This window comes from uncultured Helicobacter sp., assembly GCF_947367035.1.
In the GTDB taxonomy this organism is placed as follows: Bacteria; Campylobacterota; Campylobacteria; order Campylobacterales; family Helicobacteraceae; genus Helicobacter_D.
Genome location: NZ_CANBCA010000016.1, coordinates 1 through 17,232 on the forward strand (window position 1 = coordinate 1; position 17,232 = coordinate 17,232).

A 17,232-nucleotide genomic window follows, 5' to 3' on the forward strand; every position below is an offset into this window, starting at 1 on the left:
AAATCATTTATGAAATGGGTTATCAGCCCACACAAGAATATATAGAAAAAACCTATAATCTAAAAACCACACCCCTAACAGAGCCAAACCCTAAGGATTCCACAAAACAAGAGGGGGAACAAAAAGGAAAAAAAGAGGGAGGGGAGAATCAGGATTCTAAGCTTGTTAAAAACTCTTTAAAGGATAATTTAATCCCTTTTAAATTACCTTTAAACAAGAATCTCACCTTTGATGCAATAGATAATTTTACCGAGAATCTTAAAATAAAAGATTTTGATATAGATTCACTCTTGCAAAACGCTAAGAGCTTTGAGGAAGCATTAGAGATACTAGAAAAATCTTTACAAGGAGAGGATTTAGAAATAGCAGAAGCAATCCTAGCAGAGGCAATGATGAATGCACAAATCTATGGGGTAGGTAATGGTTAAAACTTTGTCGTTGCGAGGGCTTTGCCCAAAGCAATCCATAATCCCACATACAAAGAATATTGCGATGCAATAAGGACAAACAATGTTTAGCTTCAATCTTCCACCCGAACAGAACATAAAATTTTTACAACAAAAGAAACCCAAGCTTAGTTTTAACTATGATGAATTAATGCACGAAGCACACCTAAAAGCCTTTACGATTGCAAAGGTAACCAAGCTAGACTTGCTGAGTGAGATTCAAGATTCCTTAATCAAGGCTCAAAGTGAGGGCAAGAGCTTTGAGGTTTGGAAAAAGGAAATTACACCCACACTAGCCCAAAAGGGTTGGTTGGGCAGAGTGGAAGTTACCAATGAGAAAACAGGGGAAATCAAAACCATTAATGCGAATAACACGCGATTAAAGAGAATTTATAACACCAATATGCGCACCGCAAACGCTCAAGGTAGAGCCAAGGCACAATATGCACTAGAAGGTGAGATTTACTTAAGGTATATTGCCCTGCAAGATGGGCTTACGCGTCCCTCTCATCTTAGAATGCACGGAATCACACTGAAAAGAGAGGATAAGTTTTGGGAAACAAACTACCCCCCTAATGGTTGGAATTGTAGATGTGTAGTGAGGGCATATAGCAAAGAGGAATGTGAAAGGCAAGGCTTTAGTATTTCACAAACACCACCACTACCGATTGCAAGTAAGGATTGGAGCTATGATAAGAGAGGATTAAGCAAAGACGAGAGCTTGGATTCTGTTTTAGAAACAAAGCTAGAGAAGTTTAAAAAGAATCCTGATAAAGCACATTTTGTGAAATCTTTAAACGATACCAAAGCAGATATTGCGCAAGTAAAACAAAACTATCAAGCCATTAAGAATCTTAAACTAGAAAACTTAAATGGCGAGGTAGATAGGAAATTTATTCCTCTTGCTAAAACTACACAAACACTTAAAAACTTACTTAAGACAGAAGCAAAAGAAATCTATTTGAGTGCAGAAACACTAAAAGACCACCTAGAGAAACACCCAAATGTAGGTGTAATGGATTATAGTTTATTACCTCTTATAATTAGAGACGCAAATGTATATCGCATCAAAGAAAGTAAAGAAAACCATATTGTGTATTTTAGTAAGGCAAAAAACTATTACAAGGCGGCAATAAAAACTACAGAAGATAAAAAAGAAATATTCCTTTTAAGTCTAATTAAAAGCAGCAAGAAGTTGTAAGCGGGAAGCCACTCCCAAAGGTGATAGGGGTCAGCGCCGATTGATTACGGGACACCCATCGTTACTTTTTCCCATTAGCTTACTTTGGCGAGGAGTAAGGGGTGGAATATACACCACTACTGACAAAACCTTTATAAAATGATTCTACCACAAAGGAGTAAAAAATGCAATACGCTATAAAGAATCTCAAGACTAAAGGCAAAGAGTGACCTTTGCAAATCTTAGTGGTGGGAGAGATTCTACTGCAATGGTAGTGAGGTATTTAGAATTAGGAGGCAAGATTGATTATATTGTCTTTTGTGATACACATTATGAGTTTCCCCAAATGCTTGAATATATAGACAAGTTAGAATCCTATTTGTTAGAAAAATTTAATCAAAGGCTTACAAGACTAAGAAGTAAGGAGGATATTTTCGCAAAATGGGCTTTTACTTACCCTATCACAAGGGGGGAGAATCAAGGCAAATTGCGTGGGCTTCCAAAAACTATTGGAATGGATTATTGCACAAGGGAGTTAAAGGCAAAACCCACAAGAGAATTTGTCAAAAGCAAAAGCCCCAATGCTTTTAAAAACACGATTCTTATTGGTTATACCTATAATGAAGTGGAGAATGGGAGAACTTCTAGTTTGGATTATGGAGTTGCAGAATATCCTTTGCACCAGTGGCAATGGAATGAAGGAGAGATAGAAAACTATTTAAGAGAAAGAGGAATCGCAAATCCTCTTTATCGTGATTTTAGGCGCACAGGTTGTTTTCTTTGCCCCAAACAAAGCAAAAAATCCCTTTTTAATCTTTTTAAATTCTACCCCAAAGAGTGGGAGAAATGCAAACAAATGGAAGCAAAGGCTAAAGAATTAGGCTGTTTGAATACGACTTTAAAACCTAATGTAACTTGTGTAGAATTGGAAGCACAATTTAAAAGAAATTCCACAATGGATTTTACTTCAGCCTACACAGAGGATATGGTTTGTTTTTGTAGGTAGGATTATGGCAGAGATTATCATTAGCATTGAGGAGCTACAGGGCAAACTAGAGAAACTAAGCAAGGCATTAGAGAATAAAATGCCGCTTCTAAGGAGAGTTGCAAATACTTTACAAAATACTACAGAGGAATCCTTTGACAAACAAGCCTCACCCTTTGGAGAGAAATGGAAACCTAACGCACCTAAAACTTTACAAAAGAAGCGAGGCAATAAGATTCTGATTCAAAGCGGACTTTTAAGCCAATCTTTCACACAAAAAGTTACAGGTTCTAGCGCACAAGTAGGCACAAATAAATCTTATGCTGCCATTCATCAATTTGGAGGGAAAGCAGGGAGAGGCAAAAGAGTTACAATCCCTGCGCGTCCTTTTATGCCCATTAATAAAAATGGAGAGATTCCAAAGGATTTAGGGGAGAGATTAGAAAATGAAGTGGTGGATTATTTGAAAAAAATATTGCGATAGAAAACCAGTTATAGAACTAAAAAGATTTAAAAATTTAATCTTTTTAGCTACTCATTATCTCATACGCTTTTTTAAATCTATCTCCAAAAAGGACTCATGTCTCGCACAAGCATTACGAATTTCTATTTCTATTTCACGCACCATATTGACTAAACTATCAAAATTGTTTGTTGTTGAAAATTTAATCTTGTATTCAAGATTATTGCAAGAAATTTTAATACTCCCTCTCCCCCCTTCTCTTCGTTTTATCAAAAATCCAATGTTTGAATGCTCATTAAGCGGTAAAGATAAAAATGCGCTTTCGCTTCTGTCGTTATATATAATTTCTAAAATCATGGTATTTCCTTATTGAGTTTTGTTTATAAAAAAATAACCTCACTTCGCTTAATACGCAATTAAAAAAGCTATAATTCCAAAAAGTATTGAGGAGTTAAAATGAAAAAATTAGCTGTTGTTGCATTGCTTTTCTCTACATTATTAAGCGCAAATGCAATAGACTCTCCCAAAGAAACTAAGGAAAACTTGGTAAAAATAAGCCCTTATTCACAAAAAGAAATCTGTGTTGCAAATATTACCGATGTGAATCGGAGAGGTTGTTGCTCTAGGCACGGAGGCGTATGTGGCTGTGAGGGTAAAAGAGTAAAATGCTGTGATGATACTTTAAGTCCAACTTGCAAGTGTGGGGAATAAAATGAGAGCCTTAGTTGCATTTCTATTTTTAGCACAAATCCTTTTTGCCGAGCAAAACTTTAGCGAAGCCAAAAAGACACTGACAAAATTTTACCAAGACAATCCACAATATCAAACCGACTTCTATTGTAACGCTCCTTTTAAGTGGGTTAAGAATCGTTTTGAGATTGTGCCTAGTGAAGCCTATACTCCAAGAAATGCTAAAACAAAGAAAGGTAAAATCAATGAGAGGGCAAGAAGGATTGAATGGGAACATATAATGCCCGCGCATAACTTTGGACAACATTTGCCTTGTTGGAGAAAGGGCGGTAGAAAGGAATGTCAAAATGATACAACCTTTAAGAAAATGGAGGGCGATTTACAGAATTTAGCCCCCGCTATTGGTGAAGTGAATGGAGATAGAAGCAATTACCGCTACGCAGAATCCCCAAAGGATTTGCAATTTACACAATATGGAAATTGCAAAGTTTTTACAGACTTTAAAGGCAAGAGATTCTACCCTGCCAATTATTCTAAGGGTTGGATTGCAAGAAGCTATCTTTATATGAGTAAAACTTATAATGTGAGACTCTCCGACCAAGAAAGACGATTAATGGAAACGTGGGATAAACAATATCCAATGAGTGAAAGAGAAAAAGAATACAGGGATTTTGCAAAAGAGCAAGGATTTGAGTTTTAAAACAAACTCGGTTGTCTCTTATCTTTAAGAATCTTATAGAGGTGTTGTTCGCTTAAATCATATTTTTGTTGGAGGCTTAGCATAATATGCTTTTTAGGGAAATGTTTGTTTAGGAGATTTTGATAATCCTCCCAAATATCCTCATCTCTTTGCACACTCTTATAACTTGGAATATAAATATTTGCCCCACCAAAATCTTGTAAAACTTGCCTTAGGGTTGCACCACCTTTGATTTGCTCATAAAGATGAAAGAAAATATCTGAATTGGTAATTGGGGATTCCATTAAAACTCCTTACTAATGGAATTTTAACAAATTTGTATCAATTTTTATCCCCCTTTCTTGCTCTTTGCCATTTCTTTAACGCAATAATGACCTTTTGTGCCTCTTTAATTTCTAAAGCATTCAAATACAAAGGGCGTCTGCCAATGATTCTATCAATGAAATTTCGTAATCCTAGCTCATTTTTCACTTCTGCAACTTTGAAATACAAGCCTTTTATTGTAGCAATTTGTGCCTTTGTCGCTTTACCACTCTTGCAAAACTCGGATTTTAAAAGCACATTCAAAGGCACGGCATAACCAAATCTCTGTGCTAATTGGTGAAGCTCTTTTTCGTCTAGCTCTTTACAGCTCTCCACCCCAAACATATCACTTAGGATTCCACGATAACATTCCTCGCTAATGCCATTCCCACTTTTTAGTGTATGAATCACTTTAATAAGATGATTCTTTAAAAACTCTGTATTATTCATCTCTCCTCCCTTTCTCTTGCTAGGTTGTTTTTTATGCTTTCTTGAATCTTTAAAAAGATTTTACGCATACTTTCATCTTGACAATGGATTGTGAAGTTTCCACTAGATTGCTCTTTGAACGCTAAAATTTCTTGCTTTGTATTCTCTTTTTGAATCGGCTTAAACTCTACCTCTGCTTTTACAGCATTAAACACCACGACTTGTTTTAAATTGCGCTCTTTATAGAGTTCGCGCATTCTCTCTAGTGTTTGGGATTGCGTGTGATTCCATTCCGCTAAGGCGAGATTATGTTTAAAGACAATGACACAAGCAGCATTGCTTCCATTCTCTCTCAAAGCCACACAAGCAATTAAAGGTGCTAAACAAGCAGGAATACTATCTAAGACTAATTCCCTTAAAGCCTTGCGTTTTTCAATTCCTGCCCATACATTAGATTCCATATTTCTTGATTCCTTTTAAATCCTATAAAACAATTAATAAAGCACCCATAGCAAAAATAGACAATCCACCAATGATTGAAAATCCTATAACCATTCCTTTTAGGAAAGACAAAATAAACTCCAAGTCTTGATTTTTCATTTTCTTCTCCCTTTGTAAAACTTCAATCAAGCCCACCAAAGTGGTAGGCTCTATTCAAGCTTTAGTCAAACCAAACCCTTAGTGTTCCATCATTCTCAAAGCTTAATTCATCAGGGTTTTTGCCTCCAAAAAACCATACCGATTCAACTCCTAATCCAAACCTAAAGCCCTTAATGCCGATTAAGTCAATGTAAAAAGTATCGCAATGACTTCGTGGATTCTCTACAAAGCTATCCTCTAAAAGCAAATTCTCATAGCCAATGACTTCGCAAGTCTCTATTAAATCTTTAAGGCTTAATTCTGAATTGCACTCCACAATCAAATCAAGAGAAAATTCCTCTTCCTCATTCTCTGCAAATTGTTTAAAAATCTGCTCTAAATGCTCTTTGTCTTTAATTCTAATTTTTCCCATTTGTTCTCCTTTATCTCACCCTAAAGCAAGGCAAGGCAATCTCACTCTTTAGCTCCTCAATAAACTCTTTTAACACTTCTTCTTCTCTGATTTTTCTATCATAGCTTACAAGGCGAATCTCAAAGCTATTTTCTTTGAGTGTGATAAAGAGTTCAACTTCAAATGTAATAGTCTTTTGACTGCAAGAGAGCATTTGAAATTCAAAGACTAACTTGCTTGGAATATCCACTTCCTCTTTTGCACCACTTTTAATGGTTGTGGCAATGCAAAAGGAAGCACTTGCGTGTTTTTGCACAGAATCAATCTTGCTAGAAGCACTTAAGTGGGTGCTTAACTCTACCAAATCTAACCCACTCATTGTGTTTGCGCCCTCTTTCAAAAAGACATAAAAAGTCTTTAAAAACGCTACAAAATCTCTTTGATTCAAAGGTTGTGTTAAATATTTTAAAAAAGCCAAATAAAAGGGGTGTTTTTCTAACTCTAACGCCACGATTCTATTGTTGAAGCATTGTGCTTCTTTAGTGTGAAAATCAAGAGACGCGCTGATATTTTTGAAGTTATAGAAAATCTTAGAATTTTCTTGCTTGTATTCCTCCACAAGCGCAACAAAGCTTTCTTTATCCTCCACATTTAAATAAAAGCCACGATTGAGTGGCTCTTTTAAGCAATTTTCTGCTAAAGTATAGTCCCTATGCACGAAAGGTAAGCCATTAATTTCGGTGCTAGGGGCAACATTGTTTAAACTTTCTTTTTCCATTATCCTCTCCTCATTACGATTTGTTTAGGTTGTGTGCGGGTGGGTAGCATTTGCTCACTCACATAGAATGCACTTTTGATTTGTGGTTTAGGTAGGCAAACAGAGTTTGTGCCGATGATATTAATCGTGTTTTCCACATCACTAGGCTTAATCGTGAGCTTTAGGGTGATACTTGCGTTCTTTCCCTCAAAGCTCACAACTTCCATTGCCTTTTTAAGATTTGCAATGGCTTCGCTTAAAAAAGCACCATTGCCTAAACCTTTTAACGCTTCACAAAAAGAATCCATCTCTTCGCTTACAATTTCAGCATTTACGCGACTCATTTTTTATCCTTTGTGTTGAATTTTGGAGGTTACCCTCCAAGAAGCCTTAAAGTAAAGACTTCTTGCAAGGTAAGGCAAGATTATTTCTTGCCTTTTACATTTTGTTTCTTAATTGCCTTTTTATGCTTTGTGCGTCTCTTTCTTTCTTTTTTGCTAATCGTGCTTGTTTGGCTCTTTGTGGAATTGCCTCTCTTAGTTTGTGTTTGCTCTTTAGAGAAAGTAGGCAAAAGCGTTTGTGCTAAAGCAAGGGATAATGCTTTTAGTTTCATTGCGCATTCTCCAAACTTTCAATCTTGGGCACGATTCTAAAATTATCTTTGACGACTCTTTTAAGTCCTAGCTTTACAAGTGTAGAATCCTCTAGCTCACACACTGCGTCTTTGTCAATGCTCTCCTCATATTTGATACAATCAGAGCAACCATAGCTCTTAAGGGCTAAGAGGAGTTTGTCTATCTTTTCTCTTACTCTAGGCAGTGAGACAGACTTCACAAGACGATAACCAATCGTGCCAAAGGTAAAATCCTTGCTTCTTTTTTCTGCAAAGTCCGCTTTATTCTCCTCACAAAAGCTTGTAATACATTGCTCCAAATACTTTTTCTCATTGGAGAGTTTTTCAATTTCGCTACTTCTTGATTCCTTGATTCTGTTACACTCTAGGGTTACTTCTCCATTGATTCTTTCAATCCCTACACTAAGTTCTGCGATTCTCTTTAGTGCTGCATTCACATTTTCATAATTGCTGATTTCCATTTATTCTCCTTTCAACAAAATTTTAAATTGATAATCCCAAGCCACAAATCCATATCTTGTAGCCACCGCCATTTTTACCTTTGCCTTTTTGATGATTTTTAAAGCCATTGTGTGCCTTTATAGGTTTAAAAGGCTCTTTGTGAGTGCATAAACACGGACGCTTAGGTAAATACTTACGCGCTTTACTCTCCCTACACCTAAAACCCTCATTGCTTCTAAAAACACTCTATCTGCTGCTTTGCGTGTGAGTTCTCCCGCGTTTGCCCTAGCACAAAGATAATCGTGCAACACGAATGCTTTAGTAGGCTTTCCTACAGGTGAAATCAAGCTTTGAAAAATTTGTGGCACACTGCCGAAATCTGTTTTAAAACCCTTTGGAATCTGAATAAAGGGTGTTCCATTTAAAGCGGAATATCCGATAAAATCATTCAAACCATAAGCGAAGTGCGCCAATCTCTCTTTTTGAAAATAAAAGCGAAAAGATTCTAAGAGTTCAAAGTCTTTTCCCTTGCGCAAAATTGTGATTAAGTCTTTGTATCCTTGCATTTTAAACCCCATACACAATCTCTTTCCCGAGTTCTTTCCCATAAGCTACGTCTTCTAAGACTTCTTTGGGGTGAGCCTCTCCATTCCAAGAAACCACAAGCACTAATTCTGCACTTTCAATCAAATGCTTTTTAATGTTATTTGCATCTGCCTCTTTTTCTGTATTCCAAACAGGATTGTAAATGTCCATAGCTGCGTCAATTGCTAAAACTCCACTCACTGCAATGCAACCCATTGCCTTAGCTTTTTCCATTCCTGCAACTGCAAGGTGTTTGATAATAGAATACGCGCTATTAATGGATTCCGCATTGGAAGTATTCACAACCTTTTCCTGCACTGCTTGTAGGGGTGAGGAGATGTAGCAAAATCTCTTAATTTCCACCATATACGGCACTCCTAGCTAGAATATCCACGATTCTGTCTGTTTTCTTTGAAAAAATGTAACCACCTTTTATATAGAAAAACCGCTTTGAGTAATCGCATTTGCGCCCTTGCAACATTGCACTACTGCAAACAATTTCTTTTTCCATTGTTGCTCCTTGTTTTGAAATTTGGGTTTGTGTCCCCAATACTTTAGACTTATTTAAAATCTAAAGTATTGGAATCACTTTTTGGCTTTTTCTTTTTCTATCTCTTTGATTGTGTCTAGTATCTCTTGCCATTTTTTAAGATTCTTTGGAGAGGAGAGTTTCCTTAAAGCTCTTTGATAAATTTTCTCTGCTCTTTGTGGGCTAACTCCTAGCACTCTCCCAATCTCTTTAAAAGTCATTCTTTCCCTTACAAATACATCATTGCCTTAGTGGATTCTAAATCCTCTAAAGTCGCACTTTCTTTGCCACTTAGAGAAACTCTTGCAAGGGTAAGCCTTAACACTCCCTCACTTTGTCTAAAATTGCCCCCGCCTAGCTCCCAAAGCTTCCAAGCGCAATTTGTAGGGATTCCACTCACTTTGCAAATTTCTACATATTCTTCTTTTTGTAAGCCCCTTAGCTCGTAACGCCCTAAGCAGCGGTTGCGCAGTTGTGCGAGTTCTTGCTCTTTCTTGCTGCCAAGTCTGCCACTACTTAAAGAATCCGCAAGCCAATGTGTGCCAACCAAAATCAAGGGTTGTTTGCTAAAGTCCATTACTCTGCGCAAAGTCTCTAAAACTCTCCATTTTAGGTGCTCTGCTTCATCAACAATAATATATTTTCCATTTTGCTTTAGGGCGTTTGCCACCTTGACTACCCCCGCGTGATTGCTTTTAAAATCTCCCAAATTCAACTCTTCGCAAAGCTTCTTTAGAATATCTTTGGCGTTCATATCGGGCGTAGCTTCTATTAAAATGGCTTCCAAATGATTTTTGCAATATTCCTTCACAATCCTTGTCTTGCCTGTGCCACTTGCACCCAAGACAACCGAGATTCTATCGCCCTGCATACTGGCTAGGACGATTCTTGATATAATCCTTTTAACGTCGCTTGTTTGGATAAAATCTAAGCTGTTTAAGCCCTTAATCTGTGCTTTAACTTCCTCTTTTTCTTTGTTTTCTTTTAGAAAAATCGCAAACTTCTCTTCTACGCCTGCGGCATATTTGAAGTCGGGGTTGTTAATATATTGACTCAAATACGTCTTTTTAATACCGAGCTTCTGCTCTAATTTGCTTTGAGAAAAATTTTCGTCCTCTTCTCTTTGTGCTTTTAGATATGCTATAATCTGTTCTCTCATTAAGTATCCTTTTTTCAAGCAAATTTTCTTTGCTTGGAGAGGGTAAATTTAGGCTTTAAAAGCCTTTTAAAGAGTTTTTAAAAACCCTTTAAAAGACCTTTAGCCACCTACTGCGCCAGCTTTTGCAGTAAGTCCCATTTTTCCACATTGTCCTCTTTGGTAGGTTTTACATCAAGTGGTTTATTTGGTTCCCAGTTGTCTTTATGTTGCTCAATTTGGGCGTTGTTAATAGCTTCTCTTACTTGAGTTTTTAGGGTTTTTCCACTAGAATCGCCATTCTCACTCACCCCTTTAAGCAATGCAATCTCTTGTTTTTGTTTAAGTTTCTCTGCTTCCAGCCTTGCATTTCTGCGGATAAACTCGGAGTGTTTCGCGTCTTTTTGTAAAGCTCTTATGCGATTAATGGCAACCTTGTATTCTTTGCCTATCGTTTTAATTTGCTCTTGTGTAAAGGCTTGCGCGTTTTCATCATAAGCCTTGCAGATGAACTCGCCTTTTGTGTTAAAGACAAAAGCTTCATTAGAAGCATTGATATTCACGCACACAAGCACTTCTGTTTTAGACTCAATATATGCTGTTGGTTTGAAGTAATAAGGCTTCATCTCAATTCTTTGTTTGCCCATTTTTCTTGACACAGGTGTGGTTGCATAAAGCAAGAATTGCGCGTAAGGCACATTGACTTTTTTAAAGTTTGCCTCACTCCATAAATCCATTGGGCTTTTACCTTGTGCCTTGCTCCACCTGCGTGAAACTCTGTCTATGTTCCAAAACTCCACCGCCTCATCTAGCAAGAATTGTGCAGCTTCAAAGGTTATGATATGTTTTTGTTGTGTCTTTAGCGGATTCCCTAATGCGTCCTTGCTTTTTCTTTCTCTTTTGGGAGTTTGTTGCTCTCTAGCACTTCTCTCACTGACATTTCTACCGATATAGCTTCCAAGCGCAGTGATATAGCTTCCTTGAATCGTGCGGAATCGTCGCTCTACGACTGCCTTTGCTTTGCCCTTATAGGCAGCACTTCGCACAGATTTGATATTAAGCCCATCCACAAGCCCTTGCACTTGCTTACTCAAATAGTCTTTGCCATTATCAAACTGAATCGCTTGGGGTTTGCCCATACTCTCAAAGGCTTTCCACATTAGCCTAACAACCGCGTTAGAATCGCTTGTCTCGCTTAAATATGCCACGCTTCTACCGCTATAAACATCCACAATAGACAAAATGCTTGGGCGCATTTGCTTTCCGTCTTTATCTAACACAATCGCATCAAGCGGGGAAGAGTCAATCTGCCAAAGCTGATTGGGGAGAGTGTATAAATCCCTTTGCATTCCAAAAGCAGGTTCTTTATAAGAATCTGTCTTATCACTTCCATAGGTAATCAGCGTGTATTCCAAAGAATTTGCTTTAAGGTAGGAATCCAAAAAGCGATTCATTGTATTAAATGAAAACAAAGGCTCAATCTCGCGCTTTAGAAACTTCTTGTAAGAGTATCCCTCCGCATAAGTATGTGCAACAATGTGCAATTCTCTCCATAACTGCATACGATTGAGATACCCGCTCCCCATTACGCGCCACATTTTTACAACTTCCTCTTGCGCCCATTTTGGAAGTGAGGTTGTGCCAAGTTTTGCAACGCCTCTTTTATCACTTAAGCCACTTAAGCCTTGTGCTTTATACTTTCTTTGCCAATCAAAAAGCTTTCCTTGTGTAAGTTTTAGGGTAGAATCCTCACTATTTTTAAGCGTCAAGAAGTCTGCAACTCTGATTCCTGAAGCCTTTGCACTTTCATAGTCAATTAGGATTCTTTCTCTTTGCTTTGCTTGGGCTTTTTGAGAAGAGGTGAGATTGTGCCAAGTGGTTACCCCACCATTAGATAAATCATTCCGATAAAGAGTGGAATCGCTGCTGCTAGTAGCCCTACTAGCACACTCATTAGCATTATTGCACCCTCTAGTGTGTAGAGTTTCTCCTTGAATGTTTTGAGAAGTTTTTTCATTGTTGTTTCCTTTACAATCCAATGTTTTAGAATCCATAGATTCCATAACATTAGGTTGTGCCACCTCACCCATTTCCTCTAGCACATATTTCACAGGATAGCCTTTCTCTAGGGCTTCTACTTGCTTTGGGGATAAGGGGGTATCCCAAATTTGGAGAACTTTACCTGCGTTGCCACCAATACCTAAAAAATATTCAAAGTATAATTTTTGATACTTAATTACACAAATTTTTTTGCCTTTTTTATTGGCACGAACACAAGCTTTTTTAACAGCTTCATATTCCATATTCTGCAATTCCGCGAACTCTTTACTACTAACCCACTGCCCCATTATGATTCCTTGCATACTTTTATGTTACAATAAGACAAAAAAGGTTCTCTTATGAAAAAAACTTTAAAATATTTTAAAAGCCTTGAGCACACGATAGAAGACATTTTAAAGGAATTACCAGATCCAATTCCAAAATATCTAGAATCCATCATTATAACCTGCGCACAGAATAAAGACATAAAAATAGAACCTTTTAATGATAAAATAATTGCTAATGCAAAAAAAATATATCAAACTCACCGCACAAAAAAGAAAAGAAACCTTGCAAGGCAAGGATGACAGAGAAGCTGCATTATTCATTTTTCCTATCCTTTATATGCTAACAAAGTCTTATATTTCTTGCAGAAATATTCTTGATGACTTATGGTTTAGCTCCAATCTCCCTTATAAAGCTTTTGCCGCAAAAACTCTTCAAAATCTGTATGCTGTTTCCCCTGATGAAGTATTGGCAGAGCTTTATCATCTTTTTGAACGAGTTGGTCTATGTGAGTCATAATACTAACGACAAGAGAACTAAGACAAGCGTGTTTCCCATAGAAATCCTTGCGCATACCAATATAATGCATACCCTCTAAAAGCTCTCTGATATAATTAAGGTTATTCTCCCTGTCCCCACTTAGCCAAAATTTACTTTCTTGATTTTTTTGTTCTTTTTTCATTGTAACTCCTTATGCAACCTTAAATCCCTCTTTTTCTAGCATTTCTTTCAATTCTTTAGCTCTGCCCCACTTACCCTTAATAAGACCAGACGAAATTTGATTTAAGATTCCAATATCCTTTTCGTTTAGCCCCTTAGATTTTGCCCAAGTGCGTAGCTTCACGCCATTTTTCGCCATTCTTTGACTAAGAGTGCGATAACTCATAAAGACTCCTTTTTTTGCATAATTTAGCAATCTGTATAAAAGACAAGTAACCACAGCAAGAATTTGATAAAAAGGACAAATAGTGGTAAGGCAGAGTTACCCTCTGCCTAGTCATCAAAAAGAATAATCCAGCTCCATAGGACAAAAACTCCCCATAACACAAACCACTCCATTGTGATACCTTAATACAGATTGTTAAAGAACTTATTTGTTTTTTTATCTAAAAGCAAGTAAAATTATAAACAAATATGTAGAATTATAGTATAATTTTTAATACTTGTCAATATTTTTTGATACTAAAAGGATATATTTTGATACTTTCTAGGGCTTTAAAAGAGTGCAGGGCTGAAAAAGGTTGGCGGCAAGAAGATTTAGCAAAATATTCTGGTGTTTCTTTACCAACAATCAAAAGATATGAAGCGGGAAGCGATAATGCAACTACTGCTAACTTAAAAAAAATTGCTGACGCTTTTGGAATAGACATATCTTTTTTTCTTGTCCCTCAAGTGTCCCCCAATGTTGTCCCTCAGTCTCAAAAAAGTGTCCCTCAAGTGTCCCCCAATCAAGAAAATTTGTCTCCCAAAGCCAAATTAGAATCCCAAACCTTAAACGATGATGATTTTGTTAATATCCCTTTTTATGAGGATATACGCGCAAGTGCAGGAAGTGGCGCATATAATGACATTGAAACAGCCGAGCAACTAAGCTTCCCTAAGTCCTTTTTACGCCAATATTTCGGCATTATTTCATTTGCAAACCTTTCTATCATTGTAGGTAGCGGAGATTCTATGTTTCCCACTTTGCCTGAAAACTGCTATCTTGTAATGCAACAAGGTGATGTCAGAGAGGGTGAAATTTGCGTAGCTAGAATTGATGATGAATTATATGTTAAACGCCTCCAAAAACGCCCAAAATTGAAGCTTTTAAGTGATAACAAGGCTTACGACAACATAGAGCTAGAGGGCGAAAACTTTGAAATACTAGGGCGCGTGGTAGGCTATTTTAAAAAAACCTCACTTTAAGAATGTTTCCTAGTTTATCGCAAATTTTGTGATGATTTTTGTGATTGCTTTTAATGGCGTTTAATACGAGGTTTGCGCCACTTTTTTAAGGGCATTTTGTGATTGATTTTGTGATGTTTTGTGAAAAAATCGCCATTTTGTGAAAAAACTTTTCTTAATTTTCCATTTTAAATCAAAGTATTTTAAAGAGCAAACTGCCATTTTAACGAAGCTCAAAGCCACTCACTCTATAAATTTTACACTTTGAAATAAAATACCCCCTTATAGATATTTTATACTTGTCGCCCTTGTGAGTATCGCCTTTGTAGGATTGCTGCTTTTAGAATCTTAAAAAGCGCAGAGGTGATGGAATTAGGTTGATTAAAGCAAGCTTATTTTTTCCTCCACCTTTGCTTTAGCTTTCTCTAATAACTCTTTGCTTTTTGTTCTTAAAGCTAGGCTTTGTGTGATTTTAGATTCTATTTTTTCTTGAATAGAAAGCTCTAGTAAGGGGATTAAGAGGTTTTCAATCTCACTTATTTTCCAATGTGCGATAATGGAGCCTCCGCTATCCCTTTGTGATTGAAGTTTGGTAGGCAGTGCATTTAAAACTAAGTTTAGATATTGAGGTAGAACAAGGGCTTGATTTTTAATTGTTAAATGCAAAATCGCCCCGCTTGTAACACATTCTAAATCTTTTTCTACATAATATGCAATACCAACGCTACCATCTTTGCTTAGTAAAATCATATCTTTTTTAGGATATAAAGATTCTAGTTCACCTTTTTTGAAATCCTTAGAATCTAAAAATACTTCAGTTTGGCTTATCCCAAAGGTGCCAAGATTGCTTACTCTTATAAAGGGGATTCCACTTTCTCTATACGCCTCGCTACCGGGCTCTATGGATTTTTTGATTGTTACTATGTCTCCAAGTTTTATGTATGGTTTAGATTTTATCACTGCTTCATTTTTCTCATATTTGCTTTGATAGTATTCGCTATCTAGGCGTCCGCTTGTGCCTAAGCTCTGCTTTAATGTGGTGATAGTGTAGTTTATTGTTGCGCCTGTCGTTGTGGTTTGGCTAAATAAAAGTTCCTCTAAAAGCAACCATTCTGCTAAGCGATAATGTCTTTTTGCTTCTTTAAGTTTGGTTTTGATTTGCGGGAAATAGATTCTAAAGATTTGGATTCTAAAGGCTACAAAAGAGGCATTATTCCCCCCCCCCCCGATAATAGCGGATTCTACTTTTGCTTTAGCTTCGTTTAAAAGTGCTTTTGCTTCAGCCCTTAAAGTAAAACTTTGTTGAATATGAGAAGCAATAGAATCTTGAGTGTTGGGATTAATTTTTGGGATAAGGATATTTAAAATATCAGAGGTAGCAAGATTTGTTTGAACTCCCCCTGTGCCAATTCTCTCAAATTGTAATTTGCATAAAACAGAATTTAAAAGCAAAACCAACACATCGGCATTAAAATCATCAATACTAATTTTTAAAATGCGTTGATTCACCATAGCGTGTAAGTTTTCTCTCACCACACAAGATAAACCGATACTCCCAGACATTGAAATTAAAATATCTCCTTTTTTAACTTTATCTTTTGGACTTAAAGAGATTGCTTCATCATTGAGATAAACAGCATTATTCATATCTAAGTTTGCATTTTTAATATTATTTATCCTAATAAGTGCCAAATCCCCATTTTCTAAATATTCATTGCTTGAAAATGCAAAGCCACCAGAAAAGCTAACCACAATATCCTTTAATTTGCAATATCCATTAGTATAGGTTTTAATTCTCTTTTCTATCTCCTCATACTTGACTTGATAATATTCAGAATCTAACCTACCCGTTTTGAGGAAAGATTCTTTTAATGTAGCAATGCGAAAGTTTATGTCATTGCTATGAGATTGCAAAATACTTTGCATTGGATTTTGTGGGTTTAACCCTAATTCAGTATAGAGCAAATCCTCCGCTTCTTTATATAAGGCTTTACTTTGCTCTAGGGCAAGGTGAGAATCTTTTACAAGCTTTTCAATTTCTAGTTGAAAGTCCATAGGGAGTAGGGGGATTAGGAAATTGTTAATAGTTGGCAATGAATTATATTCTATACCATTATTAGCCACTTCTCGCAATTTTTGAAATGTAAAGTAGTTAGTCATCATAAATACATATAAATATGCAGAATTGATATTCTTAGCTTGCATCTTAAAAACAGAGCCATTAAAAATCATTGGTTCTATTGGCTCCTCTAAAATAAGTAGAACACCATCAGAATACCCTATTGTTGCACCCTTTACTAAAAATAAAATATCGTTTTGATGAATACAATAACGCTCTTGAAAATAGGCATAAGGAACTTTTACCAAATTTGATATTTCTAAACTAGAATCTCTTATATCTTTGCCACGAACTAAGCTCAAACCTTTATCTAAGTAATCGTCGCTTTTCGGCAAAATTCCATAGTATCCACTTACTATCAAATTCTGTAATTTTGTAGAAATCGGCAATAAGGTTTGAATTTTCTCCAAATATTCCTTTTTGAAATATTCACTATCAATCCGCTTTGTTTCATTATCCTTTTGCGTTTCACTAAGCTTTAGGACACTCACTTCAAGATGAGGAAATTTTTCTTGCAGGGTTTGGTTTAGAGTATTCATTAAGCTTTCCTAAATTTTCTACATATTGAAAAGATATGTAGAAAAAATGCAAAATTTTCTACAAATTGAGAGGATATGTAGAAAAAAGATGATT

At 36.4% G+C, this 17,232-nt stretch carries 25 protein-coding genes and 1 pseudogene; 8 read left to right on the forward strand and 18 right to left on the reverse strand.

Going from position 1 to position 17,232, the window contains the following annotated elements:
• The 4 genes and pseudogenes from Q0Y61_RS06360 to Q0Y61_RS06375 all read left to right on the forward strand — a co-directional run.
• Positions 1-428: pseudogene (locus Q0Y61_RS06360) on the forward strand (hypothetical protein); the annotation flags it as partial.
• An 82-nt stretch (positions 429-510) separates the two neighbouring features.
• The gene (locus tag Q0Y61_RS06365) at positions 511-1,647 is read left to right on the forward strand and encodes a phage minor head protein (RefSeq protein ID WP_297813131.1); all 1,137 of its coding nucleotides are present in this window, start codon (positions 511-513) and stop codon (positions 1,645-1,647) included.
• A gap of 205 nt (positions 1,648-1,852) precedes the next feature.
• Positions 1,853-2,632 (forward strand): phosphoadenosine phosphosulfate reductase family protein, encoded by a 780-nt coding sequence (locus tag Q0Y61_RS06370; protein ID WP_297813134.1) that lies wholly within the window; start codon positions 1,853-1,855, stop codon positions 2,630-2,632.
• Between the two features lie 4 nt (positions 2,633-2,636).
• On the forward strand, positions 2,637-3,095 hold the full coding sequence (locus tag Q0Y61_RS06375) for a phage virion morphogenesis protein (RefSeq protein WP_297813137.1): 459 nt from the start codon (positions 2,637-2,639) through the stop codon (positions 3,093-3,095).
• Between the two features lie 54 nt (positions 3,096-3,149).
• On the opposite strand, the gene Q0Y61_RS06380 is transcribed toward Q0Y61_RS06375, so the two are convergent.
• On the reverse strand, positions 3,150-3,431 hold the full coding sequence (locus Q0Y61_RS06380; protein ID WP_297813140.1) for a hypothetical protein: 282 nt from the start codon (positions 3,429-3,431) through the stop codon (positions 3,150-3,152).
• Positions 3,432-3,530: 99 nt separating this feature from the next.
• Between Q0Y61_RS06380 and Q0Y61_RS06385 the strand changes: the two genes are divergently transcribed.
• Entirely contained in the window at positions 3,531-3,785 is a 255-nt protein-coding gene (locus Q0Y61_RS06385) for a hypothetical protein (protein WP_297813142.1), read from the forward strand.
• Between the two features lies 1 nt (position 3,786).
• Positions 3,787-4,464 (forward strand): endonuclease, encoded by a 678-nt coding sequence (locus Q0Y61_RS06390; RefSeq protein WP_297813145.1) that lies wholly within the window; start codon positions 3,787-3,789, stop codon positions 4,462-4,464.
• On the opposite strand, the gene Q0Y61_RS06395 is transcribed toward Q0Y61_RS06390, so the two are convergent.
• From Q0Y61_RS06395 to Q0Y61_RS06460, 14 genes are all read right to left on the reverse strand, one after another.
• Positions 4,461-4,748 carry a Mor transcription activator family protein gene (locus tag Q0Y61_RS06395; RefSeq protein WP_297813148.1) on the reverse strand — a complete coding sequence of 96 codons (288 nt, stop codon included), beginning with the start codon at positions 4,746-4,748 and terminating at the stop codon, positions 4,461-4,463. The genes Q0Y61_RS06390 and Q0Y61_RS06395 overlap by 4 nt on opposite strands.
• 37 nt (positions 4,749-4,785) lie before the next feature.
• Positions 4,786-5,217, reverse strand: a complete 432-nt coding sequence (locus tag Q0Y61_RS06400; protein ID WP_297813151.1) for a phage protein GemA/Gp16 family protein — start codon at positions 5,215-5,217, stop codon at positions 4,786-4,788.
• Positions 5,214-5,657: a hypothetical protein gene (locus Q0Y61_RS06405; protein WP_297813154.1), complete on the reverse strand. Its 444-nt coding sequence runs from the start codon at positions 5,655-5,657 to the stop codon at positions 5,214-5,216. Before Q0Y61_RS06405 ends, Q0Y61_RS06400 begins: the two co-directional genes overlap by 4 nt.
• A 200-nt stretch (positions 5,658-5,857) precedes the next feature.
• Positions 5,858-6,208, reverse strand: a complete 351-nt coding sequence (locus Q0Y61_RS06410) for a hypothetical protein (RefSeq protein ID WP_026943968.1) — start codon at positions 6,206-6,208, stop codon at positions 5,858-5,860.
• 10 nt (positions 6,209-6,218) lie between these two features.
• Positions 6,219-6,965 (reverse strand): DUF2303 family protein, encoded by a 747-nt coding sequence (locus Q0Y61_RS06415; protein WP_297813161.1) that lies wholly within the window; start codon positions 6,963-6,965, stop codon positions 6,219-6,221.
• On the reverse strand, positions 6,965-7,288 hold the full coding sequence (locus Q0Y61_RS06420) for a hypothetical protein (RefSeq protein WP_289685019.1): 324 nt from the start codon (positions 7,286-7,288) through the stop codon (positions 6,965-6,967). Before Q0Y61_RS06420 ends, Q0Y61_RS06415 begins: the two co-directional genes overlap by 1 nt.
• Before the next feature lie 80 nt (positions 7,289-7,368).
• Complete coding sequence (locus Q0Y61_RS06425) at positions 7,369-7,557, reverse strand: hypothetical protein (RefSeq protein ID WP_297813167.1); 189 nt, start codon at positions 7,555-7,557, stop codon at positions 7,369-7,371.
• Positions 7,554-8,039, reverse strand: a complete 486-nt coding sequence (locus Q0Y61_RS06430) for a host-nuclease inhibitor Gam family protein (RefSeq protein WP_297813171.1) — start codon at positions 8,037-8,039, stop codon at positions 7,554-7,556. Before Q0Y61_RS06430 ends, Q0Y61_RS06425 begins: the two co-directional genes overlap by 4 nt.
• Before the next feature lie 117 nt (positions 8,040-8,156).
• On the reverse strand, positions 8,157-8,597 hold the full coding sequence (locus tag Q0Y61_RS06435) for a DUF1353 domain-containing protein (RefSeq protein ID WP_297813174.1): 441 nt from the start codon (positions 8,595-8,597) through the stop codon (positions 8,157-8,159).
• Positions 8,587-8,970 carry a hypothetical protein gene (locus tag Q0Y61_RS06440; RefSeq protein WP_297813177.1) on the reverse strand — a complete coding sequence of 128 codons (384 nt, stop codon included), beginning with the start codon at positions 8,968-8,970 and terminating at the stop codon, positions 8,587-8,589. The genes Q0Y61_RS06435 and Q0Y61_RS06440 overlap by 11 nt, the downstream gene beginning before the upstream one ends.
• On the reverse strand, positions 8,957-9,115 hold the full coding sequence (locus tag Q0Y61_RS06445) for a hypothetical protein (protein ID WP_276954026.1): 159 nt from the start codon (positions 9,113-9,115) through the stop codon (positions 8,957-8,959). Before Q0Y61_RS06445 ends, Q0Y61_RS06440 begins: the two co-directional genes overlap by 14 nt.
• 74 nt (positions 9,116-9,189) lie before the next feature.
• Positions 9,190-9,354: a sigma factor-like helix-turn-helix DNA-binding protein gene (locus Q0Y61_RS06450; protein ID WP_297813187.1), complete on the reverse strand. Its 165-nt coding sequence runs from the start codon at positions 9,352-9,354 to the stop codon at positions 9,190-9,192.
• A gap of 8 nt (positions 9,355-9,362) precedes the next feature.
• Positions 9,363-10,292 (reverse strand): AAA family ATPase, encoded by a 930-nt coding sequence (locus tag Q0Y61_RS06455; RefSeq protein WP_297813189.1) that lies wholly within the window; start codon positions 10,290-10,292, stop codon positions 9,363-9,365.
• Positions 10,293-10,399: 107 nt separating this feature from the next.
• A complete protein-coding gene (locus Q0Y61_RS06460) occupies positions 10,400-12,616 on the reverse strand; it encodes a transposase family protein (protein ID WP_297813192.1) in 2,217 nt (738 codons plus the stop codon).
• 51 nt (positions 12,617-12,667) lie between these two features.
• Between Q0Y61_RS06460 and Q0Y61_RS06465 the strand changes: the two genes are divergently transcribed.
• Complete coding sequence (locus Q0Y61_RS06465; protein ID WP_297813195.1) at positions 12,668-12,895, forward strand: hypothetical protein; 228 nt, start codon at positions 12,668-12,670, stop codon at positions 12,893-12,895.
• Positions 12,896-12,984: 89 nt separating this feature from the next.
• Here Q0Y61_RS06465 and Q0Y61_RS06470 read toward each other — a convergent pair whose 3' ends face one another.
• Positions 12,985-13,275, reverse strand: a complete 291-nt coding sequence (locus Q0Y61_RS06470; RefSeq protein ID WP_297813198.1) for a hypothetical protein — start codon at positions 13,273-13,275, stop codon at positions 12,985-12,987.
• Positions 13,276-13,284: 9 nt separating this feature from the next.
• Positions 13,285-13,479: a hypothetical protein gene (locus tag Q0Y61_RS06475; protein WP_297813201.1), complete on the reverse strand. Its 195-nt coding sequence runs from the start codon at positions 13,477-13,479 to the stop codon at positions 13,285-13,287.
• A 311-nt stretch (positions 13,480-13,790) separates the two neighbouring features.
• Here Q0Y61_RS06475 and Q0Y61_RS06480 point away from each other — a divergent pair, with 311 nt between their 5' ends.
• Positions 13,791-14,501 (forward strand): LexA family transcriptional regulator, encoded by a 711-nt coding sequence (locus Q0Y61_RS06480; RefSeq protein WP_276952349.1) that lies wholly within the window; start codon positions 13,791-13,793, stop codon positions 14,499-14,501.
• A 360-nt stretch (positions 14,502-14,861) separates the two neighbouring features.
• On the opposite strand, the gene Q0Y61_RS06485 is transcribed toward Q0Y61_RS06480, so the two are convergent.
• The gene (locus tag Q0Y61_RS06485; protein ID WP_297813206.1) at positions 14,862-17,138 is read right to left on the reverse strand and encodes a restriction endonuclease subunit S; all 2,277 of its coding nucleotides are present in this window, start codon (positions 17,136-17,138) and stop codon (positions 14,862-14,864) included.
• Between the last annotated feature and the right edge of the window lie 94 nt (positions 17,139-17,232).